The organism is Marinobacter sp. es.042, from assembly GCF_900188315.1.
In the GTDB taxonomy this organism is placed as follows: domain Bacteria; phylum Pseudomonadota; class Gammaproteobacteria; order Pseudomonadales; family Oleiphilaceae; genus Marinobacter.
Genome location: NZ_LT897781.1, coordinates 890033 through 913323 on the forward strand (window position 1 = coordinate 890033; position 23291 = coordinate 913323).

The 23291-nt window shown below is 56.6% G+C and carries 23 protein-coding genes; 8 read left to right on the plus strand and 15 right to left on the minus strand.

The window, feature by feature from the left end; all coding sequences use genetic code 11:
• Positions 1 to 18 precede the first annotated feature (18 nt).
• Positions 19 to 1644, plus strand: a complete 1626-nt coding sequence (locus tag CFB02_RS04285) for an OmpP1/FadL family transporter (protein ID WP_088557008.1) — start codon at positions 19 to 21, stop codon at positions 1642 to 1644.
• Between the two features lie 36 nt (positions 1645 to 1680).
• Positions 1681 to 2736 (plus strand): MalM family protein, encoded by a 1056-nt coding sequence (locus CFB02_RS04290; protein WP_088557009.1) that lies wholly within the window; start codon positions 1681 to 1683, stop codon positions 2734 to 2736.
• A 4-nt stretch (positions 2737 to 2740) separates the two neighbouring features.
• On the opposite strand, the gene CFB02_RS04295 is transcribed toward CFB02_RS04290, so the two are convergent.
• The 3 genes from CFB02_RS04295 to CFB02_RS04305 are packed head-to-tail and all read right to left on the minus strand — an operon-like array spanning position 2741 to position 5156.
• Complete coding sequence (locus CFB02_RS04295) at positions 2741 to 3772, minus strand: polysaccharide deacetylase family protein (RefSeq protein ID WP_088557010.1); 1032 nt, start codon at positions 3770 to 3772, stop codon at positions 2741 to 2743.
• A gap of 45 nt (positions 3773 to 3817) precedes the next feature.
• Positions 3818 to 4483, minus strand: a complete 666-nt coding sequence (locus tag CFB02_RS04300; RefSeq protein WP_172835853.1) for a DNA-J related domain-containing protein — start codon at positions 4481 to 4483, stop codon at positions 3818 to 3820.
• Between the two features lie 28 nt (positions 4484 to 4511).
• Positions 4512 to 5156, minus strand: a complete 645-nt coding sequence (locus tag CFB02_RS04305) for a TetR/AcrR family transcriptional regulator (RefSeq protein ID WP_088557012.1) — start codon at positions 5154 to 5156, stop codon at positions 4512 to 4514.
• A 72-nt stretch (positions 5157 to 5228) separates the two neighbouring features.
• Between CFB02_RS04305 and ttcA the strand changes: the two genes are divergently transcribed.
• Complete coding sequence (gene ttcA, locus CFB02_RS04310; protein ID WP_088557013.1) at positions 5229 to 6143, plus strand: tRNA 2-thiocytidine(32) synthetase TtcA; 915 nt, start codon at positions 5229 to 5231, stop codon at positions 6141 to 6143.
• Positions 6144 to 6147: 4 nt separating this feature from the next.
• Here ttcA and CFB02_RS04315 read toward each other — a convergent pair whose 3' ends face one another.
• The 9 genes from CFB02_RS04315 to ccoN form a co-directional block, all read right to left on the minus strand.
• Entirely contained in the window at positions 6148 to 6831 is a 684-nt protein-coding gene (locus tag CFB02_RS04315; RefSeq protein ID WP_088557014.1) for a sulfite exporter TauE/SafE family protein, read from the minus strand.
• Positions 6828 to 7088: a cbb3-type cytochrome oxidase assembly protein CcoS gene (gene ccoS / locus CFB02_RS04320; protein WP_088557015.1), complete on the minus strand. Its 261-nt coding sequence runs from the start codon at positions 7086 to 7088 to the stop codon at positions 6828 to 6830. Before ccoS ends, CFB02_RS04315 begins: the two co-directional genes overlap by 4 nt.
• A gap of 36 nt (positions 7089 to 7124) precedes the next feature.
• Positions 7125 to 9572 (minus strand): heavy metal translocating P-type ATPase, encoded by a 2448-nt coding sequence (locus tag CFB02_RS04325; RefSeq protein WP_088557016.1) that lies wholly within the window; start codon positions 9570 to 9572, stop codon positions 7125 to 7127.
• Entirely contained in the window at positions 9569 to 10084 is a 516-nt protein-coding gene (locus tag CFB02_RS04330; RefSeq protein ID WP_088557017.1) for a FixH family protein, read from the minus strand. The genes CFB02_RS04325 and CFB02_RS04330 overlap by 4 nt, the downstream gene beginning before the upstream one ends.
• Positions 10085 to 10130: 46 nt before the next feature.
• The gene (gene ccoG, locus CFB02_RS04335) at positions 10131 to 11561 is read right to left on the minus strand and encodes a cytochrome c oxidase accessory protein CcoG (protein ID WP_088557018.1); all 1431 of its coding nucleotides are present in this window, start codon (positions 11559 to 11561) and stop codon (positions 10131 to 10133) included.
• Positions 11562 to 11690: 129 nt separating this feature from the next.
• Entirely contained in the window at positions 11691 to 12581 is an 891-nt protein-coding gene (gene ccoP, locus CFB02_RS04340) for a cytochrome-c oxidase, cbb3-type subunit III (protein WP_088557019.1), read from the minus strand.
• Positions 12578 to 12763, minus strand: a complete 186-nt coding sequence (locus CFB02_RS04345) for a cbb3-type cytochrome oxidase subunit 3 (RefSeq protein ID WP_088557020.1) — start codon at positions 12761 to 12763, stop codon at positions 12578 to 12580. Before CFB02_RS04345 ends, ccoP begins: the two co-directional genes overlap by 4 nt.
• Before the next feature lie 4 nt (positions 12764 to 12767).
• Positions 12768 to 13376 (minus strand): cytochrome-c oxidase, cbb3-type subunit II, encoded by a 609-nt coding sequence (gene ccoO, locus CFB02_RS04350; protein WP_088557021.1) that lies wholly within the window; start codon positions 13374 to 13376, stop codon positions 12768 to 12770.
• A gap of 15 nt (positions 13377 to 13391) precedes the next feature.
• Positions 13392 to 14822 carry a cytochrome-c oxidase, cbb3-type subunit I gene (ccoN, locus tag CFB02_RS04355; protein ID WP_088557022.1) on the minus strand — a complete coding sequence of 477 codons (1431 nt, stop codon included), beginning with the start codon at positions 14820 to 14822 and terminating at the stop codon, positions 13392 to 13394.
• A gap of 220 nt (positions 14823 to 15042) precedes the next feature.
• On the opposite strand from ccoN, the gene CFB02_RS04360 reads away from it, so the two are divergent.
• A complete protein-coding gene (locus CFB02_RS04360; RefSeq protein WP_088559161.1) occupies positions 15043 to 15684 on the plus strand; it encodes an alpha/beta family hydrolase in 642 nt (213 codons plus the stop codon).
• A 9-nt stretch (positions 15685 to 15693) separates the two neighbouring features.
• On the opposite strand, the gene CFB02_RS04365 is transcribed toward CFB02_RS04360, so the two are convergent.
• Positions 15694 to 17535: a diguanylate cyclase gene (locus CFB02_RS04365; protein WP_088557023.1), complete on the minus strand. Its 1842-nt coding sequence runs from the start codon at positions 17533 to 17535 to the stop codon at positions 15694 to 15696.
• A 112-nt stretch (positions 17536 to 17647) separates the two neighbouring features.
• On the opposite strand from CFB02_RS04365, the gene rlmM reads away from it, so the two are divergent.
• Entirely contained in the window at positions 17648 to 18724 is a 1077-nt protein-coding gene (rlmM, locus tag CFB02_RS04370; RefSeq protein ID WP_088557024.1) for a 23S rRNA (cytidine(2498)-2'-O)-methyltransferase RlmM, read from the plus strand.
• Here the strand turns inward: rlmM and CFB02_RS04375 are convergent.
• Positions 18721 to 19011, minus strand: coding sequence for an antibiotic biosynthesis monooxygenase family protein (locus CFB02_RS04375; protein ID WP_088557025.1), 291 nt, complete (start codon positions 19009 to 19011; stop codon positions 18721 to 18723). The two genes, rlmM and CFB02_RS04375, sit on opposite strands and share 4 nt — an antisense overlap.
• Positions 19012 to 19097: 86 nt before the next feature.
• Here CFB02_RS04375 and tusA point away from each other — a divergent pair, with 86 nt between their 5' ends.
• Positions 19098 to 19337, plus strand: coding sequence for a sulfurtransferase TusA (gene tusA, locus CFB02_RS04380; protein WP_088557026.1), 240 nt, complete (start codon positions 19098 to 19100; stop codon positions 19335 to 19337).
• Positions 19338 to 19349: 12 nt separating this feature from the next.
• Here the strand turns inward: tusA and dsbD are convergent, their stop codons facing one another.
• Positions 19350 to 21245, minus strand: coding sequence for a protein-disulfide reductase DsbD (gene dsbD, locus CFB02_RS04385; protein ID WP_088557027.1), 1896 nt, complete (start codon positions 21243 to 21245; stop codon positions 19350 to 19352).
• A gap of 187 nt (positions 21246 to 21432) precedes the next feature.
• On the opposite strand from dsbD, the gene CFB02_RS04390 reads away from it, so the two are divergent.
• Together CFB02_RS04390 and CFB02_RS04395 are read left to right on the plus strand one after the other, a co-directional pair.
• The gene (locus CFB02_RS04390; protein WP_088557028.1) at positions 21433 to 21987 is read left to right on the plus strand and encodes an elongation factor P hydroxylase; all 555 of its coding nucleotides are present in this window, start codon (positions 21433 to 21435) and stop codon (positions 21985 to 21987) included.
• Positions 21988 to 21993: 6 nt separating this feature from the next.
• Positions 21994 to 23277: a DEAD/DEAH box helicase gene (locus CFB02_RS04395; RefSeq protein WP_088557029.1), complete on the plus strand. Its 1284-nt coding sequence runs from the start codon at positions 21994 to 21996 to the stop codon at positions 23275 to 23277.
• The last annotated feature ends 14 nt before the right edge of the window (positions 23278 to 23291 follow it).

Below are 23291 nucleotides of genomic sequence, written 5' to 3' on the forward strand. Positions count from 1 at the left end.
CGGGAAGGGAAGAACTTCATGGGACAGAAAATCCACAACCGTCAGATTCTCGCGGCGCTGATTGCCACGACCCTATCGTGTGGTGCCCAGGCCCAGCTGGCGCAGAACCTGACCATTCACCCCAAGGCGCTGGCGCTCGGCAATGCCGTGACTGCCGATCCGCCAGGGATCATGGCGATTCACTACAACCCTGCGGGCCTGACCAAACTGGACGGGCGCCAGCTGGAAGTGAACTTGATGAGCGTCTATCTCGACATTGACGCGGACTTCACAGCGCCGGAAGGGTATGAAATTTTTGGTATCGACGGCCTCGAAACGGATCCGCTGACCGGAAAGCAACGGGACCCTGTTGCCAATACTCACAGCCACACCAACAACGTGGCCCTGTATTTGCCCGGATACGGTATTCTTCGCGCGCCTCCAGGGCCGGCCCTGGCCCCTTCGGCGGGGATCAGTATCAACCCGCCGGGCTCGAAACTGACCTTTGGCAATGCGTTCTACCTGCCGCTGGCGGCCGGCTTTTATCGCGACAAGGACGACCCTGGCCGTTACCAGCCTCAGGCCACGGCGCTGCAACGTACGACTTATCTTTCACCCACGGTTGGTTACGAGATCAACGACGATTGGTCCGTGGGTGTGGGTATTCACCTGTCCCATATGGGTATCGCAGCAGACCAATACATGCGCGCGCCCAACCTGCTGTTGGGTGTCGCGGAAGTGCTTCAGGACGCCTTCAACTGTGAAAGCGGCGACGAGCCCCTCCAGCCCTGGCTGGCGCTTTGCGGCGGTAACGTCGGCCCCTGGGATGATATCGGTGCTCTGAGTATCAACGTTCAGGAAACCCTGTCCCCCACCTATGCGCTGGGTGTCATGTGGGAGCCGACGGACTGGTTCAGCTGGGGCGCAAGCTACACCTCAGAAGCCGAAATGAACATGAAGGGCACCTTCGAGATTCAGTACACCGACGACTGGTCAGGCTTCTGGCAGAGCGTCAACGGATCCGTGCTGGGTGCTATCACCTCGGCAATCCTGAGTCTGCCTTCCGGTGCGCCCAAGGAATCCGGCAATGTCAGTATGGATCTGGTTTACCCCCAGCATTTCCAGACCGGCATCAGCGTTGATGTGCATCCAAAGCTGACCCTCAACGCTGACATCGGCTGGACCGATTACGAACAGTGGGATGCCTTCGTTTTCCGGTTCGACCGCAACCTGGAGTTCCTCAATGCGGCCCGGATCCTGTCACCTGACAATGCCACGTCGAATACCCTGAGGTTGCCGCTGGGTTTCAAGAGCCAGTGGAACTGGGCGTTTGGCATGGAGTTTCATGCGTCTTCCCGTCTGGACCTGCGTGCAGGTGTGGAAATCCGGGATTCCGTTATCCCGGATGATCAGCGACAGGTAATGGCGCCGTTCGGTGGGGCAAATCTGTACAGCATCGGTATGGGGTACCAGTGGGACAAGGACACTCAAATTGACATGAATCTCAGCTACCTGCACTCGGTAGAGTCGATTCCCGCGGACACCAGCTGTAACGTAAACTGCGACAACATCACCAACATTATTTATAACCCGTATGCGGGGCTCGATATCAAGACATCGCTTCGGGTTGTTATGGCTGGCTTGAGTTTCCGGACCCGGTTTTGAGTGGAGCCATTAACCTGAAGGTAGTCATTTGCAGTGATGAACGCTTCGCCATTGAAAACCGCTTCCTGCCTTTTCCTGGCCGCCTTGCTCGGAGGCTGCCAGATAGGGGGCTCCACGATCACGGAACGGGAAGGCTATTTTACCTGGGTAGACGAGCAGGGCAGGGTTCGATATTCGCCGATCGTTGAGACTTCAACCAGGGGGACGGGTGACCATGCTGAGGCACCCCGTGATCAAGCGTTCGCTGAGGGACCGGCCCGCTCAGAGAGTGACGCGAGCCCCGAGACAGGGCTGAAAGAAGAAACCGAGTACACGCTTGAAAACTATCCGGATGCCGGAGCACTTGCAAAAGACGGTTACGTTCGGCCGGGAGAGCGGCAGCCCTATTTCACCTGGCGCGACGCCGAGGGCAATGTTCGCGTTAGTTATTACCGACCGGATACCCGCTCTGACCTTGAGAAAGGGCTGATTGAACCGCCTGTTCAGATCACTGAGGCCAGCGTTTACCAGACAGGCCCCGGTGTAGCGGGCGCAGCTCCCGTAGAGGGTTATGATCCGGACGCCTTCGCGATACTGGGTATTGAAGCTAAAACCGATGACTTTTTTGCCCGGTTTTCAGCGAGCTGTTGTGAATCCATGGACGTCACTGATCGGCAAAGCTGGCAATCGGGAAGGGAATTCGGCATTTCCCTCTCTGACGACTCAGCAACCCATCCGTTTCTCACCGGCACCAGCCCCTATCAACTGATTGAACTCCCGGACGCGGGCACGCATCGCAGTCTGGTCATCCGCCTGCGCTCCTATGCCAAAGACGGCGTGTTCGTGCCCTCGCTGGTGTTTCTCGATGAGTCGATGGCACCGTTGAGACTGGTAACAGACCTGTTGATGGATTTTACCCCGGAGAACTGGCATCGGCGCGGTTACCTGGAAGCATGGGTGCCCGCTTTCCCGGGCCAGGACGAGCGTTGGCTGGTCCTGTTTACACGAGATGAAGACCTGAACGGTCAGACTGTTATCGAGACCCGCGCCGGCCCCCGCAAAATCCCCCACATCAGGCACGGTGAAATCGGCCTGATGCAGGTGGAGGAATGAGGTTTCAGTCCTCCGGCTTGCTTAGATCCAGCCATTGTTGCGACAGCCAGTAGTAGCTGCCATCGCTTGCAGGGTGGGTGCAGTTGTAACGGAATCTCCGGCTATTGAAGGCTTTAGGGGCCTCTACCGCCACATTGCCATCAGTCACGTCAAAGTCGATACGTCCCTGGCCGGAGGCAAAGCAGGTCAACCTGTTGGCATCAATGGGTTCAACCAGCGGGAAAACCAGGGTCGGCGGATTCTCCGAAATCACCCCGTCCGGCAGCTTGCCGGTATCAACAGGGAAGGCTTTGCTGTGAAGTTTGTTCTCAAGGCTTCCCAACTGGCCGTAGGCGTTCGCCATTGGAAAACGCGGCAATCGGGTTTTCTCGGTTTGTTGGCCGATGGCGCCGGATTGCTGGCCAAAACCGTACCAGCCTCGCTCAGCCACTTTGCGCTCCAGTGCTTCGTCAAACTCGCCATAAGGGTACGCAAACATGGGTGCAGGCGCCTTCAATTCCCTTGAGAGGGTCTCCTGGGCTGAGTCAAGACTGCTGGTAACCCTGGCTTGCCAGTCACTCTGACTTTCATTCGGTTTACGGGCAAGATGCCCATGGTCAGCGCTGTGGTTGGCAATCGTTACGCCCGGACGTTCGGCCAACTCCCGAATCTGATCCCAGGTCATGTAGCCGGTTCGGCCAACGGCTTCTGTATTTACAAAAATCGTGTAGGGGTAGGCCTTTTCGGCCAGCAGCGGTGCCGCCGCGTGGTAGACGGAGTCGTAGGCGTCATCGAAGGTAATGGCGATGCGATTACCTTGTTCATCGGTACCGGCCAGCGTTGTTTCGGTGCCTTCCTGTAGATCCACAACGTCCAGCTCCAGATCCGAGATCATGTCCAGCTGGCCCTCGAACAGGGATACAGACGTGCTGGTCGCGGGCGGCGTTGAATCACTGACATGATGATACTGCAGGACAACGAGGTCTGCCCGGGCCGATGTTGCGGTCGACATAACTGCGACAGCCAGGGTAATTTTCAGGAATGCTTTAAGCGGCATATCGTCTCCTGTGTTTCTTCGCTCCGGCGCGATCAAACCGGCCGGTCAGATGTTGTGACGGAAGTGTGCTTTGAGTATGGCAAAGGCCTGATTCAGATCCTGAATGGTTTCGGTCTTGCCTCCGCGATCCGGGTGGGCGTTCATAACCGCCCGGCGGAAACGCTTCTTGACGGTCGGGAAATCAGAAGGGACAGCCTGGAAGCCCAGTATTTCCGCTGCCTCCCGTGTTTCGGCCTGTGCCGGTGCCTGCCCGGGCGCACCGGCCCAGAAATCATTCATCATCCGTTGGATCGCTTCCTTCGGCAGACGGTATTGGGAGAGATCCAGATAGAATTGACGAAGCGTGTCGACACTATCCGGAACGCCCTCGCCACTGACAACACTCTGCTTTTCGATGCGTATATTGAGAGGCGATATCTGGAGGCTTTCGCCGGCCTCGGACAACTGGTCCCGAAGACGGTAGAGTACGTGGAACAGCAGAAAATGAACCGGGTAGAGTTTTTCGGGTTCGCTGAAAACAACGTCTCCAAGCAAGTCCCACGGTTGCCCCTGGAGCGCCTTGATCAGCGACAACTCATTCATGCCTGCCGGTGTTGACCGGATTTCATGCTCAACAGCCACCAGCAGGTGTTGAATCTGCTGCTCCAGGCAGTCATCTTCGTTCACCGCTCCAGGGTAAGGCGTTTTGATCGGGGCTTGGCTTTCGGTCATGAAGTCCATGGTAGGGTACTCCCGGCCATCAGGGAAGTGCAGCCAGCCGCGGAAGCCCGCCCATGAACAGGGCGGTCGAGAATCGGGTTGCCGTCAACGCTTCAGCTTCCGCTGAATCCGGGTTCCTGTGGGCCCGCCTGGCAAGCGTCAGGCTGGTCTCATAGGCGACGCCGAAGAAAGCGGCACACAGGTATTCATGATCGATCCGCGGAAGCAGTCCCCGCGCCATCGCCTCGCGAACATCGTCTTCCAGGGACAGCATGGTCAGACCGATAATATCCGAACCGAACAGCTCCCGTAGCGCTCGATCATTTCGGTGCGCGAGCTCGTAAACCAGTGGGTCCCGGGCGGTCGCAGTGAATAAAGCCATGTAAGCGTAGTGGATAAAATCTTCTGTGGTGTCCGCAGCGCGCCGATGGCGCGTGAGGTTGTTATTCAGGTTGGTCAGGAAGTCAGTGAGCAGGGCGGCGAAGATGTCCTGCTTGCTGGAGAAATAATTGTAGAAGGTACCGGCGGCAAGACCGGTGCGGCGGACGATGTCGCGGATGGTCGACTTTTCATATCCCCGCTCGCGAAAACATTCCCTCGCCGCGAGAAGGATAGCCCTCCGGTTCCGGATGCGGTTCTGTTCCCGTTTACCAGCGGCTTCTTCACTCGATTGCAACGTATCCATGTTGGTATCCTGTCCCTGAATCCATGTGACGCGTATAATCCTACGTCCATTTGACCTGTGAACGTAGTTGGTATGTCCGAAGCAATGATCGCCAGTGCCGAACAATCCCTCAACTCAGAGCGGGAGCGCCGCCAGAAGCTGGAGTTGAACAAGCTGCAGAAACGTCTGCGCCGCGAAGTCGGGCAGGCGATTGCCGATTTTTCGATGATTGAGGCCGGTGACAAAGTCATGTGCTGCCTCAGCGGCGGAAAAGACTCTTACGCCATGCTCGATATCCTGCTTTACCTGCAGAAGAGCGCGCCTGTCTCGTTCGAGCTGATTGCCGTCAACCTTGATCAGAAACAGCCCGGTTTCCCGGAAGAGGTGTTGCCCGAATACCTGTCCTCCATGGGTATCGAGTACCACATCATCGAAAAGGACACTTACAGTATTGTTAAGGAAAAAGTCCCCGAAGGGAAGACTACCTGCGGTCTGTGTAGCCGGCTACGTCGCGGAATTCTCTATAATTTCGCCGAAGAGCACGGAGTAACCAAGATTGCGCTCGGTCACCATAGGGACGATCTGCTGGAAACCCTGTTCCTGAACATGTTCTATGGCGGCAAACTGAAGTCAATGCCGCCAGTTCTGCACAGTGATGATGGCCGCAATACGGTCATCCGGCCGCTGGCTTACAGCCGCGAAAAGGATATCGCCCGCTACGCCGGTCTGAGAGAGTTCCCCATCATTCCCTGCAACCTGTGTGGTTCGCAGGAGAATTTGCAGCGCCAGGTTATCAAGGACATGTTCCAGAGCTGGGACAAGCAACACCCCGGCCGGTTGGAGACCATGTTCCGGGCCATTTGCAATGTGGAGCCGTCGCACCTGGCTGATACCAACCTCTACGATTTTCGGGAAGGAAAGCGCCTCGGCGGTAAACGCCCGGCCGTTCACACTGCCGAACCTGAGGCCACTACTGACTTCGGGCGCCTGGACGTGTTGAATATCTAGGTAGCTAGAACGGATGCAGGAAAGGCAGGGTCCATAGCCCGAAGAGGATAAGCAGCCCACCGGTGACCTTCCGGAACAACTGGTGGCTTTGCAAGCCTCGGATCCAGTTGGCCGCAAAACCTGTTGCGAGCATGGAAGGAAGGGTACCAAGCCCGAAAAACAACATGGTTAGTGCGGCCGAGCCCACCGTCGGTTGTAGCGCTGCCCATCCGAGAGTGCTGTAAACCAGCCCGCAGGGCAGCCAGCCCCAGAGTGCTCCGAGGGCAAGCGCCTGTCCCCCGTGATTTACCGGCAGGAAGCGACGGGTCAGGGGAGAGAGACGAGCCCAGACTGGAGCGCCGACCCGTTCGACGTAACGAATACCCTGCCACCATTGCCCCATGGATAATCCCATGAAGATCAGCAAAACCCCGGCCAGGCTGCGAAGCACAAGACCGGCCGTGCTCCAATGACTGGCCGCCGTGGTACTGGCCAGCGCGACCAGTGTGGCGATCAGCACATAGCTACCGATGCGCCCAAAGTTGAATGCCAGCAGCATGACCGTCTGTCGTAGCCGGAAACCCCGGCCTACAGGCAGTGCCATTGAGAGGGAAGCGCTGATGCCGCCGCACATGCCAAGGCAGTGTGTACTGCCCAGCAGTCCAATCAGGAAGGCGCTCGGGTAACTGAGGTAGAGTTCCGGATTCATCCTTTTTGGGACTTATCCTCATCCGGATTAGCGGCTTGGCTGACTTCGGCTACTTGCTCAGAGGTTTGTTGCTCTGAGGCCGGTTTGTCGGTGCGAGCGTCGTCCGGAATCATGTCCTTGTCGTCGTCGTACAGTATCCTATGTGCCGGGCCTTCTAGATCATCGTACTGACCGTTCTTGACCGACCATGCAAACAGCACAATGCCAAGCGCAACAAGCATGAGCATCAGCGGGACCAAAAACATGACGATTTGCACGGTGTAACCTCGCAAAAAAAGTATTTGGTTACGGTATCAGGACAACGCCGGTGCGCCAACCGCGGGATTGTGCTGACTCTTCCGGTTCGGCGACTTGCCGAGCCGCAGGGCGTTCAGAACGACCACCAGAGAACTTAGAGACATACCAATGGCCGCCAGCCAGGGTGGAACCATGCCGGCCGCAGCCAGCGGGAGCGCCAGCACATTGTATATGAGCGCCCACCATAGATTCTGGCGGATGATACGCCGGGTCTGGCGACTGGTTTTAAGGGCTTCAACCAATTGCAGTAATTGACCATTCATCAGAACCGCATCGGCTTTCAGCTGGGTCAGATCGGCAGCTGTGCCCATGGCCACAGAAATTCCAGCGCCAGCCATAGAAGGCAGATCGTTCAAACCGTCACCCACCATCATGATGTGCCGGCCTTCGGCTTGCAGCTTTTCAAGTACGGCCAGTTTATCTTCTGGCGAGGCTTGCCCAATGGCCTCGTCAATTCCCAGCATCCCTGCTACCTGGTTAACATGGCCAGAACGGTCGCCACTGAGGAGCAGCGTACGGATGCCCGAATCCTGCAGGGCTTTGACGGCTGCCCGGGCATCTTCACGAGGCTGGTCGTCGAGTCTGAAACAGGCGAGCCATTCGCTGTCAGAGGCAAGCCAGATTTCCATGCCCTGATGCTGGTCGGCATGTGGCGCTGGCTCAGTGGTATGTTGTTCGACAAACCCCTTGTGGCCAATGAAAAGTTGCAGGTCCCCCAATCGGCCTGAAAGCCCGCCGCCAACATGGTTTTCCACATATTCGACCGAAGCAGTGGTTCGCCGGTGGAACACTCTGGCGATAGGGTGCTCAGAGTACTTCTCGAGGCCCGCCGCAAGCTTGAGGCAGGTTTGCTCATCCATGCTGCCAACGATGGTGGTGCCGGTCAGGCTGAGCTCGCCCCGGGTCAGTGTTCCGGTTTTATCGAAGACCACTGTATCAATCGTGTTCATTGATTCCAGGGTATGCCCCCGCGTCGGGAGGAAGCCAAGGCGTCTAAGCCTGACAGTGGCCGACGTGATTGCTGTCGGGGTGGCCAGGGATAGCGCACAGGGGCAAGTGACCACCAGAACGGAGAGCGTGATGTCGAAGGCATTGTCGGCACCGGCCAGCCACCAGCCGATCCAGACGACCGGTGCCAGAATCAGCACCCGCCCGACGAATTTGCCGGCCATCCGGTCCGCCATCATTGCCACGCGGGGTTTTTCCGACTGTACCCTGTCCAGTACTCGCAGAATGCCTGAAAGCCGAGTCTGGGCACCGGCTTTGACTACCCTGACATCGAGCGGATTCTCTCCGTTCACACTGCCGGCATGAACCGTATCCCCGGGGTAACGGGTTTCGGGTAGATACTCTCCCGTCAACGCCGCCTCGTTCAGGGTGGACTCGCCCCGCACGATTTCTCCATCCACTGGCAGAGTTTCACCGGGTCGAACCCGAACGATATCTCCCGGGCGAATCTGATGCGCCGGGACCATGTCCGTATCGTCACCGCTCACCAGTGTGGCAACGGTCGGCTGGAACCCCGCAAGGGCGTTTCCGGTCAGGCCGGCACGGTAGCGGGCCTGCACTTCAATATAACGACCCAGCAGCAGGAAGAATGTAAACATGCACACGGACTCGAAGTAGACTTCGTCCCCGCCAACTATCGTTACCCAGGCACTGGCGAGGTAGGCCAGTCCGATTGCAATGGCAACCGGCACATCCATAGTCAGGTGCCGGCTCTGGATGTCACGGCGAGCGTTCCGGAAAAAGGGGGCGGCGCTGTAGAGAACCACGGGAGTAGCCACCAGAAGGCTGAACCAGCGGAAGAAGCTGACGAACTCCGGCGAAAGCTCGCTGACCAGTTCGAAATAGAGTGGAAACGCCAGCATCATGCTCTGGAAAGAGCCTATGCCCGCGATGGCGACCCTGATCAGCATGGAACGGTGTTCCGCCTTAAGGGCCTGTTCTGCCTCGTCTGCCTGGTAGGGGCGAGCCGTATAGCCAAGCTCATGGATGGCAATCAGAAGGTCGCTCAGCGGCGCCTGATCCTGGGACCAGACCAGGCGGGCACGCTGTGTGGTGTGATTCACTGAAAAAGATACAACACCAGTTTGCTGCTTCATGTGATTTTCAAGCAGCCAGATACAGGCAGCGCAGGTGATGCCGCCAATCAGCAACTGGGCTTCCTGTGCGCCTTTGACGGGCGCTACAAAGGACTCCTGAACCAGGGGGTGGTCCAGTTCCCTCAGGCGGTTTACTTCAGCTTTGGTCACTTGCTTTGGCGTAACTGCCGGCGCAGTCCGGAAATCGTAAAAACCGGTCAGACCCTCGCTGTGAATCGTCTGGCAAACCGCTTTGCAGCCCTGGCAGCAGAAGTGGTGGGTTGTGCCATCAAGCTCGAGAGTAATGGGCGGCTCACCGTCAGCCGGCTCACCGCAGTGGAAGCAATCCAGGTGCGTCAACCTTGGGCAGACTCCCCGGCCTTTATGGTAATGCCGCTTTCAGAAGGTAACCAGGTTTCACCTTTAAGGCGCCACTCATTGGCCGGACCCCTGAGGTCATAGTACCAGCGACCGTCGATGTCGCTGTGAAGTTTTCCGGCAAACCGGCCTGGTGCGATCTGCTGGAACTGGACAGTGCGGTCTTTGTCCGAGAGCGTTGGATGGAACAGGTTGAGAATCAGATACGGGAAGTCCGCCGGACCTTCCACGGTATTCAGGTTGACCGTGACGTTTCGGTTCTGAAATTCAATCTGCGCTTCCATGCCAAGGTCCGCGGCCTTCTGGTCCCTCGCAATGGACATGTTGATCCCACGGCCTTCCTTGGACCAGTCGTCTGTCACCATTGAGTTTTCTGTGCTGATAGCGATGGTAATCGCAACGGCGCAATAAATGATGGACGCACCCGGGAAAATCAGGAGGAACCAGAACCAGGGCTGGCGATACCAGGGTGCAACGGGAGTTTCAGTAGTCATATATCTCTATCTCGTTTAAACGTTCGGATGCGCACGCGATCGGTGATCAGCGCGTTGGACCGACGAATCGACTTTCGGTTTCCAGGCTCAGTGAAGAATCTGACTCTGATTGAGCCCTGAACACAATGTCGTTATTGGATTCGGTAATGGATTCCGGCGGCACATCGACAACAGTCGGCAGAGAACGGTTCTCGCCACTCTCTACGATTACCGAGTTGTCAGTCAGGATACGAATTCCCTCCAGCCCGCTTACCGACAGGGAGAAGGTTTGAGGAACCTCTGTCATGTTGGCGATTTTGAGAGTGTAGGAGTTCTCGATACGACCCTCACCATTGAAGCTGAACAGCGCGCCGCGATCACGCAGAGCATCCATCTGGGCAGGTACACGAGTGGCAATTGTGAATATAATTCCAGCAATCATCAACGACAGCACGGCGCCGTAACCAAAGGTTCTGGGCCGTAGGAGCTTCGAGGTTTTGCCCTCCAGCTCATTTTCTGTGGTGTAGCGGATCAGGCCCCTGGGGTAATTCATTTTGTCCATGATCTCATCACAGGCATCAATGCAGAGGGCACAGCCAATACACTCGTACTGTAGACCGTCTCTGATATCAATTCCGGTTGGACAGACCTGCACGCACTGACCGCAATCGATACAGTCACCTAGGCCGGCTTCCGCAGGATCCAGACCTTTTTTTCGTCCGCCCCGGGGCTCGCCGCGGTTGGGATCATAGGAGACCACACGGGTATTCGGATCGAACATGACCGACTGGAAGCGGGCATAAGGGCACATGTAGAGACAAACCTGCTCACGCATCCAGCCGGCATTCAGGTAGGTCGCTACGGTGAAAAAGGCAACCCAGAAGTAGGCCCAGCCATTGGCCTGGAGGGTGAATAGATCCGTAATCAATTCGCGAATAGGATAAAAATAGCCGACGAAAGTCAGGCCAGTGGCCAACGCGATCAGCAGCCACACCACATGCTTGGCCGACTTTTTGACCACCTTTTCCGTGGATCGCGGGGCCTTGTCCAGCTTCATGCGCTTGTTTCGACTCCCCTCGATCCGTTCTTCAACCCACATAAAGATGAAGGTCCAGACGGTCTGGGGGCAGGTATAGCCGCACCAGACCCGGCCGAAGAGGGTGGTAATGAAAAACAGTCCGAAGGCGCAGATTATCAGCATTCCCGAGAGAAGGATGAAATCTTTTGGATAGAACGTTGCGCCGTATAAATGGAACTCACGGGCAGGAAGGTCAAAATGGATCAACGGTTGTCCGTCCAGGGTAAACCAGACAAAGACAAAGTACATACCCATCAGCAACGTCAGGCTGACGTTCCGGATGCGCTGGAAAAAGCCTGAGACTTCCTTGACGTAAATTTTCTTACGACTTGCGTATAGATCGACGGTTCCGGATTTATTGTTGTTGTCGGAGGGGTCAGAGGATGGGTCAACCTGTTTGACCGGAATCTCACTGCTCATCGTTACCTCCAGGGAAATGGTAATGCGGGGCAACAGTCCTTGTGGCTGCTGATCTTTTCAAGCCTGTGCCCGCAAGGGCAGGCACAGGGTTGAAAAGACCGAGCCGGGGGCGAGCCCCGGCCGGCCGACTCAGTTCGAGAGGCTGTAAACGTAAGCCGCCAGAATCTGAATTTGATCGTCCGAAAGCAGGCGATCCTGAGCGGGCATCATATTCTGACGACCGTTCACGACAGTTTCCTTGATCCACTCATAGTTAGAACCATAGAGCCAGATATTGTCTGTCAGGTTCGGGGCGCCAATGGCGTGATTGCCCTTGCCGTCTGCGCCGTGGCAAGCAACGCAAGCCTGAGCAAACACCTGCTCTCCGGCTTTGGCTGCTTCGGCATCCTTTTCCCGTCCACTGTAACTGAGAACGAAGTTAACCACTTGGTCAACTTGTTCGCTGGTCATATTTGGCATTGTTCCCATTGCGGGCATGGCGCCCATACGACCGTTGTGCAGCGTACTCAGAATGGCCTCGGGAGTTCCACCATAAAGCCAGTCGTCATCTGTCAGGTTGGGGAAGCCCACTTGCCCGCGAGCTGCAGAGCCATGACATACCGCACAGTTGTTGGCAAACAGTCGCTGCCCAATCTTCATCGCATCGCTGTTTTCGGCCAACTCGGGTACGGGAGTCTGGCCGAACTGAGCGTAAATAGGCCCATACTTTTCCTCAGCCTCTGCAACCTCGGCTTCCCATTGGCCGGTCGACGTCCAGCCCAGCAAGCCCTTGAAATTGCCGAGGCCAGGGTAGAGCGCAAGGTATCCCAGAGAGAATACGCATGTTGCGATGAACAGGTAGAACCACCACTTGGGCAGTGGGTTGTCATATTCCTCAATGCCATCGAAGGAATGACCCATGGTACGGTCAGTTTCAGTATCGCTCGTCTGGCTTTTGCGGGTCGCCCAAAGCAGCCACCAGCAGCCAAACACAGTACCCAGCGTGATCACGCTGATCCAGATGCTCCAGAAGGTACTCATTGTTTTTTCTCCGCTTTTTCCTGTTCGAGCGTACGCTTTTCCACGTCGTCATCGTCGAAGGGCAAGTGCGCGGCCTCCTCGTTGGCTTTCTTGCGGTGGGCACTATATGCCCACCACACGATGCCGAAGAAGGCTGCCATCACCAGAAGTGTGTGAACTCCGCGTAACTCATTGATATCCATTAATTCACCGTCTTTCTGAAATCACTGTGCCCAACTGTTGCAGGTAAGCGACCAGAGCCTCGATTTCAAATTTGCCCTCAACTTGAGCGGATGCATCTGCGATCTGCTCATCGGTATAAGGCACGCCAAGGGTTTGCAGTGTCTCCATCTTCGCGGCAGTCTTTGTATGGTCTACCTTGTTTTCGAACAACCACGGGAATGCCGGCATATTGGATTCCGGTACCACGCTGCGCGGATCATAGAGATGCTGGCGTTGCCAGGCGTCCGAGTAGCGACCGCCCACACGGGCAAGGTCCGGACCGGTGCGCTTGGAACCCCACAGGAACGGGCGGTCATAGACGAATTCGCCCGCAACGGAGTAATGGCCATACCGCTCGGTCTCCGCACGGAACGGGCGGATCTGCTGGGTATGGCAAACGTGGCAGCCTTCACGGATGTAGATGTCCCGGCCCTCGAGCTGGACAGCTGTGAGGGGTTCTAGACCCTCGATAGGCTCATTGACGCTCTTCTGGAAGAACAAGGGCACTATTTCAGCCAGAAAGCCGCCACTGATGGTCAGGATGATCAGCACGATCATCAGACCAAGGTTCTTTTCGACAATTTCATGTTTCATTCTGATTCTCTCCCGTTACGCCGGCTGTGCTGCCGCGTTGTCCTGCGCAATCGCATCTTTCTGGCGAACGGTCATGTACACGTTATAAGCCATAAGGAGCATACCGCTTACGAAAATGGCTCCGCCGATGAAGCGAACAAAGTAACCAGGATAGGAGGCCTCGAGGGCTTCAACAAAGCTGTATGTCAGGGTGCCGTCTTCGTTGACAGCGCGCCACATCAGGCCTTGCATGATGCCGTTCACCCACATTGCGACGATATAAAGCACTACACCAACAGTGGAAAGCCAGAAATGAACATTAATCAGAGCGGTACTATACATCGCCTGAACACCCCAAAGCTTGGGAACCAGGTGATAAATTGCACCGATACTGATCATGGCGACCCAACCAAGAGCACCGGAGTGAACATGGCCGATGGTCCAGTCGGTGTTGTGGGAAAGCGCGTTAACAGTCTTGATGGCCATCATCGGGCCTTCGAAAGTGGACATGCCGTAGAACGACAGGGAAACCACCAGGAAGCGCAGAATCGGGTCGGTGCGCAGTTTGTGCCAAGCACCGGACAAGGTCATCATGCCGTTAATCATACCGCCCCAGGAGGGTGCAAGCAGAATCAAAGACATTACCATACCCGCGGTCTGTGCCCAGTCTGGCAGCGCAGAATAGTGCAGGTGGTGGCCACCGGCCCAAACGTACGTGGCGATCAGGGCCCAGAAGTGGACGATCGACAGTCGGTAGGAGTAAACCGGGCGGTTCGCTTGCTTGGGAACGAAGTAGTACATCATGCCAAGGAAGCCAGCGGTGAGGAAGAAGCCAACTGCGTTGTGGCCATACCACCACTGCATCATGGCGTCGGTGACACCGGCGTAAGCTGAGTATGACTTGAAGGCGCTGACCGGCAGCGCCATGTTGTTGCCGATGTGCAGAGCCGCAACGGTAATGATAAAGGCACCATAAAACCAGTTAGCCACGTAAATATGCGGCGTACTGCGTTTGGTAATGGTGCCAAAGAAGACCAGAGCATAAGTTACCCAGACAATGGCAATCGCAATATCGATAGGCCATTCAAGCTCTGCGTACTCCTTCGTAGAGGTAAGGCCAAGAGGCAGTGTGATGGCTGCCGACACAATGATCGCTTGCCAGCCCCAGAAAGTGAACGCTGCGAGACCGTCGGAAATCAGACGGGCCTGGCAAGTACGTTGCACAACGTAATAGGAGGTAGCGAAGAGGGCACTTCCACCAAAGCCAAATATGACGGCGTTGGTATGCAGCGGCCGGAGGCGGCCGAAGTGGGTGAAGGGCAGGTCGAGGTTGAGGGATGGCCAGACCAGCTGCGCTGCGATCAGCACACCCAGGGACATACCTACAATACCCCATACCACTGTCATGATGGTGAACTGCCTTACCACCTTGTAGTTGTATGTCAGGTTTGCATTTACTGTGCTCATAGCCTTACCAATGGGTTTAAAGTGGGGAAATATGCGGGCGCAAGTATGGAGAAACGGTTAGCTGTTTGCAATGACTCAGGTCAAGTCCCGACATCCGTCAAATGCGCCGAAATCAGCAACATGGCTTCCTTTTCAGTGCCGTTATTGGAGTTGTTTCAGCGTAGGGAACATGTGTTGCCTGAATGCAATGATAGTCGCTTAACTGGATGAGGTGAATTTTGTGGAGTTGATTAAGACCAAAGGCTATGTGAGTCACTCGGAAGTCGTATTGATTCTTGCTCATGGCGCGGGCGCGCCGGCTGACTCTTCGTTCATGGAGGAGCTTTCGGCAGCGCTGGAGCTTGAGGGCATTGCGACGGTCCGTTTTGAGTTCCCGTATATGCAGAAAAGGCGTCTGGATGGCAAGAAGCGGCCGCCCGACAGAGAGCCCGTGTTGCTGGACTGCTTTATACGGGTTGTTGACCAGGTGCGATCAGATTGCGGAGCTGGCTGCAGGGTACTGGTGGGTGGCAAATCCATGGGTGGACGCATGGCCAGCATCCTGGCCAGCCGTCGAAAAGGTATTGATGGTGTCGTCTGCTTTGGTTATCCCTTCCATCCGCCCGGGAAACCCGACCGCTGGCGTACCGCGCACTTCCAGGATGTGAGCTGCCCTATGCTGGTGCTTCAGGGGACAAGGGATCCATTCGGGAAACCGTCCGAGATGGCTGGCCATGAGCAGGAATTGGAGGGAATCCGGTTGCACTGGTTGGAAGGAGGTAATCACGATTTCCAGCCGCTGAAAAGCCAGCCACAGACCCAAGCGGAGCTGATTGTGGCGGCTGCCCGGGAAACACGGATCTTTGTGGACGAGCGGCTTTGAACCTCATCGCTACTGCACCCCGATAGCCTCAGAGAGCTCAGCGCGGTTGCGGCCATTGCTTTTTGCACGGTACAGGGCCTCATCGGCTCGTTCGAACAGTTGGTTCTGGGTCTCGCCGGAGTCGAGTGATGCGATCCCTGCGCTGAGGGTTATTCTCACTTTGTTGCCGTCGGGGGAGAGTAGTGGCGTCCTGGCGATGTCTTGCAGCAGTGCAGAACAGACATTCAAAGCTCCATTTGCATCGGTTCCGGGTAGCAGTAACGCAAACTCCTCACCACCGAATCGGATGGCGACATCCCGGGGGCGTTTCACGTGCCGGGTCAGCATTTCGGCGATGAACTGAAGGCAGCTGTCCCCAAAGCCATGGCCCCAGGTGTCGTTAATGTTCTTGAAATGGTCGGCATCGACCAGCGCCAGGGTCAGTGGCTGGGACGTTCGCCGCGCTTCGGCGCACAATTCCGGGAATATGTTGTTGAGGTGCCTTCGATTGTAAAGGCCGGTCAGGGCGTCATTCAGGCTCAGAGTCGATAGCTTCCGGTTGGCCTTTTCCAGTTCCCGCATGGTGTTCCGCAGTTGCGCGGTGCGTTCATGCACTTTGAATTCCAGTTCTGTCCTCGCATTATGTTCCACGTCCAGAAGCTTCTGGTTCAGCAGGCGCCATCTTTGCACCATCGCATAGTTCAGCAGGATCACCTGCCCTCCCACTGCGAATTGCATCAGCGCTTCACGTGCAAGGAAGTCATGCAGATAGCCAAAAGCCGCCAGGGCATAGATCAGACCACCAACGAGCATGATCAGCCAGGCCAGCAGATACCACATGGCCGGCTGATACCCCTGTTTCCAACGAACTGCTGCGATGATGAACAGGCTTGAAATAACCGTCAGTGCAAGAACGGTATTGAGCAGAATGGTTTTGTTGTAGGGCAGTATCAGTGTCAGTGCCAGGAAGCCAATGCAGAACCAGGCCTGCCCCTTGAGGACCGTTTCCGAGATGGTTCCGCGGTCTACTTCCAGGAAGGACCGGCCGAAAAGGATCATGGCCAGGGCGCAAAGGGACAAAGACAGGGGAATGGATGTATTGGCAAAGCCCGGGTTGTCTGGCCAGAAGTACTGGTTCGCGAAGCCGCCCATGGCGAACAGAAAGAGTCCGAGTGCTGCCAGGTAAAACGCGTTGTAGAAGTAATAGCCGGTCCCGGAGCTGAAAAACAGCAGCAGGTTGAAGACCGCAAAGACCAGGAGCGCGCCGTAGAATAGCCCGTGGGTCAGTGTCAGATGATTACTGCGGGCAATGACTTCCGCCGGGGTTTCAAAGCTGAGCGGCACGTTCAGAGCGCCATTGCTGTGGATCCGGATCGTCAGGGACCGGGTTTCACCGCCATCCAGTGTGACCGGAAGCAGAAAGTACCGGTAGTCTACCGCCCTGGACACGAAAGGCCGCTGATCTCCGGTAACCAGTGTCTCTGTAGTATCATTACCCGCCTGCCAGAATGTGACCTCGTCCAGCAGGGGGTAGTTGAGTTTCAGGTACCAGGCGGCCCGCTCAGCGCCGGAGTTTCTGACGTGCAGATGCACCCAGTAAACGGATTTGGTGTGGCTGAATACCAGGTCCCGGCCGTTTGCAGGGGTCCAATTGATATTTTGGGGGAGCTGGTCCGGATTCCTTGCTTCATGTCCGGGCGCGCCCGGCGGCGCACTGTAATAGCAAACGTATTGCATCAGGGAAGCGCGGGCAGCAGTATCGGTGGCCTCGAGCACAGGGCAGTCTGACGCCACCGAACCCGTGTCTGGCAGCGCCAGGGCAGGGGCCAGCAAAAGGCAGAGAATGGCAATCAAACGCAAAACGGACGACATTCATGGCTTCCCGCGGTTATCAGAGCGGGAAGTGTAGCCAGAGAAGACAATCTAAGCTGTTAAACAGTTTCAACTTTTACGGGTTGGTCTCCGACCCTGATTCAGGAAATGCATGGAACAGATTCTTGTGTTTTGCCGGCCAGGCTTTGAAACCGAAGCCGGCCGTGAAATGACCGATTCGGCCTCGGAGCGAGGAATTTTCGGGTATTTCGAGCCCCTGAAAGACCAGGGTCTGGTGCGCTTCTACCCGGCAGCTCCGGAAACTGCAGATGATGTTATGGCTCGTCTACCTCTCGAGGAGCTGGTCTTCGTCCGTGACTGGATTGTCGTTCTCGGGCAATTCAGCCTGCCAGAGACTGACAGGGTCGGTGCCGTTATCGAGGGAATCCGTGGACTTGGGCGCGGTTTTCCGGGTTGTGCGCGGCTGGAAGTCCGGTTACCGGAAAACAACGCGGATGGAGACCTTGGAAACTTTGCCCGAAAGTGGGTGTCTCCGCTCTCCCGCGGTTTGCGAGGAGCCGGCCTCCTGAAGGCTGACCAGAATGCTCCTGCGCCGGCGCGCCTGGAGGTTTTTCTCCCCGATTTTACGTCGGCGGTTGTCGGTTTCAGTCTGGCGGATAACCGGGCACGTTACGTTGGTGGCATCCCGCGCCTGCGGCTGCCGGCATCAGCGCCCAGTCGTTCTGCCCTCAAGCTCGAAGAGGCCTGGAAGGTCTTTCTGCCTCCGGAACTGGAGCTGGACTACCTTGGTGGTGGCAAGAAGGCCGCGGATCTTGGGGCCGCTCCGGGCGGATGGACCTGGCAGCTTGTGCGTCAGGGGATGATGGTAACCGCAGTGGACAACGGCCCAATGAACCCCGAATTGATGGCCTCTGGGCAGGTGGTGCATGTGGAGGCGGATGGCTATGGTTGGCGGCCCAGGCGCGGCATCGACTGGATGGTCTGCGACATCGTGGATCAGCCCCGGAAAACGGCAAAACTGGCTGTGACCTGGCTAGGTGAAGGTCTTTGCCGTTACACGGTTTTCAATCTGAAGTTGCCTATGAAAAAGCGCTATGACGAGTGGCTGATTTGCCGGGACATTATCGTTGCTGGCCTTAAAGAGGCGGGTATCGGTTTTCGTCTTAAAGCCCGCCACCTTTACCATGACAGGGAAGAAATAACCTGTTTCATCGAGCGGACGGGTTAAAAGGCGCTTTGCTCCAGCACTGTAATGTGCTCTTCTTCGTCCATCATGGGGATAAGCTCCAGCATGAGCTCACGGCGCTCATCGGAGTGAAACCATCGATCCCAATCTGCTTCGGAGCGCCAGTTCGCCAGTGTTATCCGGTGATTGGTGTCGTGGCTGTCGAGCAGGGTTTCGCCAGAAATGAAGCCGGGGGCACTGACAGCCTGCTGCAGAATCTTGCGAGACCGTTCTTCGTAGGCTGTTTCAAGGGTTTCGGCAATATGGCGTTCGATCAGAACCCGGATCATAAGAAACCTCCAAGTGGTTTAACTGTTATAAACAATAATTTAGCAGGTTTTTACGAAAAATCAGGTTCATTGACAGGAGACGACGTGTGATCGAAACCGACTACGACCTTGAGCTGGACGCCCGTGGCCTTTTCTGCCCGGAACCGGTCATGATGCTTCACAATCGGATCAACGATGTCCAACCTGGTGGCGTGTTGCGGGTTGTGGCGACCGACCCCTCTACCACCCGGGACATACCGAGGTTCTGCCAGTTTCTCGGCCATGAACTGGTGAAACAGCTGGAAAAGGACGATCTGTTTATCTACCTGATACGCCGGGGGCAATAGCGATTTTGCCAGTCAGACTTCTGGCTGCAGCGTCTGCAGGTGACCGAGGAATTCCTCCCGATCCATTTCGCCCAGCACTCTTCGTTGGGCAAGTTCTTCCCCGTTGCTGCCATAAAATAGTATGGCTGGAGGCCCGAACAGGCCCAGTTCGTCCAGCATGGCCTGCTGCTCGGGGGTGTTGTCCGTCATGTCGATCTGAAGCAGGGTGAAGGGGCTGAGCGCCTGGATTACATCCGGTTTACTGAAAACATTGCGTTCCATCACCTTGCAGGAGATGCACCAGTCGGCGTAGAAATCGAGCAGCACGGGGCGGCCCTGCTCACGAGCCTGTTCTAGCATCGACTGAATATCCGCTGGCCGTTCGACCCGCACGAAATCAGCGTGCTGAATGCCAGCGGTCCCAATGCCTCCTGATGATGCCGAGGCGATAGTGAATGGAGCCAGAGGTTTTAATGGGTCATTGGCGCCACCAACGGCGCCTGCCAGCAACGCCAGACCATAGGCGAATAAGACCAGGCCCAGACCTTTACGAGTGCGCTCCCAGCCCGCCTTGGCAGCGTCAAAGGCACCCAGTTGAACGCCGGTGATGGCGACCAGGAGGCCCCACAGGGTCAGTGCCAGCCACCCCGGCACAAGGCGCTCTACCAGCCAGATGGCTACGGCCAGCAACATCACACCATAGAAGTGCTTCACGGCGGTCATCCAGTGGCCGGTTGTTGGCAGGAGTTTCCGGCCACCCACCGCCACCAGAATCAGCGGAATGCCCATTCCAAGTCCAAGTGCAAACAGGGCAACCCCACCGATTACGGCGTCCTGGGTCGTCGAGATGTAAAGCAGACTGCCGGCGAGTGGCGCAGATACGCAGGGCGATACGATTAGTGCTGACAGGGCGCCGATACCGAAAATACTGAATACCCGACTCCCCGTGAGCCGGTGACTGGCATCGTTGAGTGGTTCGCGAATAAAGCGAGGCAGCTGGATTTCGAACAGATCGAACATCGACATTGCGAAAACGACAAACATCAGAGCAAAGACGCCCAGAACCCAGGGTGACTGCAATTGTGCCTGAAGATTGAAGCTGGCCCCCAGCAGGCCAGTCAGCACGCCGGCCGCAGCGTATGTGAGTGCCATGCCCAGTACATAGCTGCCGGACAGGAGCAGGGCATGGCCGGTTGTCCGGGTGTTTCTGCCGGAAACCAGCGAGGAAATAATCGGGACCATGGGCAGCACACAGGGGGTGAAGGTGAGTCCCAACCCGAGGAGCAAAAATACACCGGCAATCACCAGGGTGGATTGCTGGGCCAGAAAGCCCGCGAGGCCGGTGGCGGTTTCCGTGTCGACGGGAACACTGTCGCCTGACGCAAAACCAGCTGTTGCGGCGGTCTGCGAGCCGGATCCGCCGCTACCCTGGTAGAAGAGTACATCCCGGGTCTGGGGCGGGTAACACAAGCCTGCTTTGGCGCAGCCCTGGTAGGTTACCTGGAGTTCGGCTTCCCGAAGGCCAGCAGGCAGCGTGACAGGCACGCGGGCGTCAACGGGATCAAAGAAAACGGTGGTTTTGCCGAAGAACTCGTCCTCGGTCACCGTGCCTGGCGCCGAGAAAGCGGGCTCGCCCAGGCTTACCTCGGGATTTGTAGCGGTGATGCTGATCCGGTCGCGATACAGGTAGTGGCCGGGCGTGATATTCCAGGAGAGAACCACGGTGTCAGCGTCGGTCGAGAAACTGAAGGGCAGCGCTTCGTCGACGGGCAGAAAGTCGCTACCCTGGCCACCGAAAAGCGAGCCTCCATTGCCACCGAGTGCCCAGGCGGAGGGGGAAGTCAAACACACCAGGGCGAGCGCAAGAATCAGGCCCAGTGGATTTGCCCATTGGCGTTTTATCGTCGTTACTGCAGCAAAAGCCATCATTGATTGTAAGATTTCCCGGTTGGTGTCTCTCTGTTCAGAGTCTTTTCAATTGCGACTGTTACACCGCAATCGGCGCCGGCGCACGCCAGCCATGGACACGACGTGACTGTCAAAGTTCCCTCTGGTATTGGGGGCGGTAAAGTCGCACAATAGCCACCCAATGAATCACAGTCCAAATGATCTTATCATGCTGTTTAATGACCTTTTCCGGGAAGCATACCGGACAGTTCTGGTCAAAGGCAGTGATGAACCTGAATACGTGCCTGCCAGCGATCCGGAAGGTCTCGCACAGGTCGTTTTCGCTCATGGCTATTATGCCAGTGCTTTGCATGAAATAAGCCACTGGTGTATTGCTGGTGAGCACCGGCGCACACTTCATGACTATGGTTACTGGTACTGTCCGGATGGCCGGACACTGCAGCAGCAACAGGCGTTCGAGCAGGTTGAGGTCAAGCCCCAGGCCATTGAGTGGTTGTTTTCGGTGGCCGCAGGGTCCCGTTTCCACATCAGCGTGGACAACCTCTCCGGCGTTGGCGCCGCCGATGAAGAGCGGTTTCGGCACAGAGTCAGAGACCAGGCAGGTGAGTATCTGGAACAGGGGTTGCCGCCCCGGGCCCAGAGATTTTTTGACTCGCTGGCCACATTTTACGGTACCGGAGAAATCCTAGAAGAACGCTGGCATGAAGATGCCCGACGTATCGCTCCGCTATATTCTGAATCAGGACATTCCCAGGAAAACTGAGACTTTATGACATCTGACCCAAAACACACCGGCGATCTGAGATTCAGCGATCTGAACCTCGACAAACGTTTGCTGGATGCCATTACGGCCATTGGTTTTGAATACTGCACACCCATTCAGGCCGAAACACTGCCCTGGACACTGGCCTGCGAAGATCTGATTGGTCAGGCGCAGACCGGCACCGGCAAAACTGCTGCGTTTCTGATTACGGCGATCCAGAGTTTGCTGGAAACCCCGATTCCCGAAAAGGACCGTTTTGCCTCCGAGCCGAGGGTTCTGGCCCTGGCGCCAACCCGGGAACTGGCGATGCAGATCGCGAAAGATGCTGAGCAACTGTGCCAGCATACCGGTCACAACGTAGTAACCGTTGTCGGTGGCATGAACTATGACAAGCAGCGCGATCAGTTGCAGAATGAGATCGTCGACATCCTGGTTGCTACCCCGGGCCGTCTGATCGATTTTCTCGGATCCCAGGACGTGTTTCTGGACCAGCTCGACATCCTGATCCTTGATGAGGCTGATCGCATGCTGGACATGGGCTTCATTCCCGATGTGAAGCGCATTATCCGCAAATGCACACCCAAAGAGGAGCGCCAGACTCTGCTGTTCAGTGCCACGTTCAACCAGGACGTGCTGAACCTCGCCTCCATGTGGACGAGCAACGCGGAGTTTGTCGAAATTGAGCCGGAGCAGAAAACGGCGGAGCGGGTTGAACAGACCGTCTACCTGGTGGGCGACGATGAAAAGCTGCCGGTGCTCGTCAATTTCCTGAAGCGGCCGGAAGTGGAAAAGGCGCTGGTATTTGCCAACCGCCGGGATCAGTGCCGCGACCTGGAAGAAGATCTGAGGAACCAGGGCGTCAAAGTTGCCCTGATGTCAGGCGAAATAGCCCAGAACAAGCGCCTCAAAACCCTGGACCAGTTCAAAAAAGGCAGCATCCAGGTCCTGGTGGCCACCGATGTGGCTGGCCGTGGTATTCACGTCAACGGCGTCACCCACGTTTTCAACTACAATCTGCCTGATAATGCCGAAGATTATGTGCACCGGATTGGCCGCACAGGCAGGGCTGGCAAACACGGGGTTTCTATCAGTTTTGCAGGTGAGGATGACTCGTTCGCGCTTCCCGCCATCGAAACCTACATCAGCCAGAAGCTGAAGACTGCCGTGCCCGATGAGGCGCTCATGGCGCCGATGGACAATCCGCCAATTACCCGCAAGCGCGGTCGTCGCCCGCAGGGTGGCGGTGGACGTGGTCAGGCTGGGCGCAATCAGCGTCAGCGCAGGAACTGACAGGGCCGAATATC

Excerpts from the sequence above, each read along its gene's own strand:
- CFB02_RS04285 (WP_088557008.1), top strand. The coding sequence starts at position 19 with ATGGGACAGAAAATCCACAACCGTCAGATTCTCGCGGCGCTGATTGCC.
- CFB02_RS04290 (WP_088557009.1), top strand. The coding sequence starts at position 1,681 with ATGAACGCTTCGCCATTGAAAACCGCTTCCTGCCTTTTCCTGGCCGCC.
- CFB02_RS04295 (WP_088557010.1), bottom strand. The coding sequence starts at position 3,772 with ATGCCGCTTAAAGCATTCCTGAAAATTACCCTGGCTGTCGCAGTTATG.
- CFB02_RS04300 (WP_172835853.1), bottom strand. The coding sequence starts at position 4,483 with ATGACCGAAAGCCAAGCCCCGATCAAAACGCCTTACCCTGGAGCGGTG.
- CFB02_RS04305 (WP_088557012.1), bottom strand. The coding sequence starts at position 5,156 with ATGGATACGTTGCAATCGAGTGAAGAAGCCGCTGGTAAACGGGAACAG.
- ttcA (WP_088557013.1), top strand. The coding sequence starts at position 5,229 with ATGTCCGAAGCAATGATCGCCAGTGCCGAACAATCCCTCAACTCAGAG.
- CFB02_RS04315 (WP_088557014.1), bottom strand. The coding sequence starts at position 6,831 with ATGAATCCGGAACTCTACCTCAGTTACCCGAGCGCCTTCCTGATTGGA.
- CFB02_RS04330 (WP_088557017.1), bottom strand. The coding sequence starts at position 10,084 with ATGACTACTGAAACTCCCGTTGCACCCTGGTATCGCCAGCCCTGGTTC.
- ccoG (WP_088557018.1), bottom strand. The coding sequence starts at position 11,561 with ATGAGCAGTGAGATTCCGGTCAAACAGGTTGACCCATCCTCTGACCCC.
- ccoP (WP_088557019.1), bottom strand. The coding sequence starts at position 12,581 with ATGAGTACCTTCTGGAGCATCTGGATCAGCGTGATCACGCTGGGTACT.
- CFB02_RS04345 (WP_088557020.1), bottom strand. The coding sequence starts at position 12,763 with ATGGATATCAATGAGTTACGCGGAGTTCACACACTTCTGGTGATGGCA.
- ccoO (WP_088557021.1), bottom strand. The coding sequence starts at position 13,376 with ATGAAACATGAAATTGTCGAAAAGAACCTTGGTCTGATGATCGTGCTG.
- ccoN (WP_088557022.1), bottom strand. The coding sequence starts at position 14,822 with ATGAGCACAGTAAATGCAAACCTGACATACAACTACAAGGTGGTAAGG.
- CFB02_RS04365 (WP_088557023.1), bottom strand. The coding sequence starts at position 17,535 with ATGTCGTCCGTTTTGCGTTTGATTGCCATTCTCTGCCTTTTGCTGGCC.
- rlmM (WP_088557024.1), top strand. The coding sequence starts at position 17,648 with ATGGAACAGATTCTTGTGTTTTGCCGGCCAGGCTTTGAAACCGAAGCC.
- CFB02_RS04375 (WP_088557025.1), bottom strand. The coding sequence starts at position 19,011 with ATGATCCGGGTTCTGATCGAACGCCATATTGCCGAAACCCTTGAAACA.
- dsbD (WP_088557027.1), bottom strand. The coding sequence starts at position 21,245 with ATGATGGCTTTTGCTGCAGTAACGACGATAAAACGCCAATGGGCAAAT.
- CFB02_RS04390 (WP_088557028.1), top strand. The coding sequence starts at position 21,433 with ATGCTGTTTAATGACCTTTTCCGGGAAGCATACCGGACAGTTCTGGTC.
- CFB02_RS04395 (WP_088557029.1), top strand. The coding sequence starts at position 21,994 with ATGACATCTGACCCAAAACACACCGGCGATCTGAGATTCAGCGATCTG.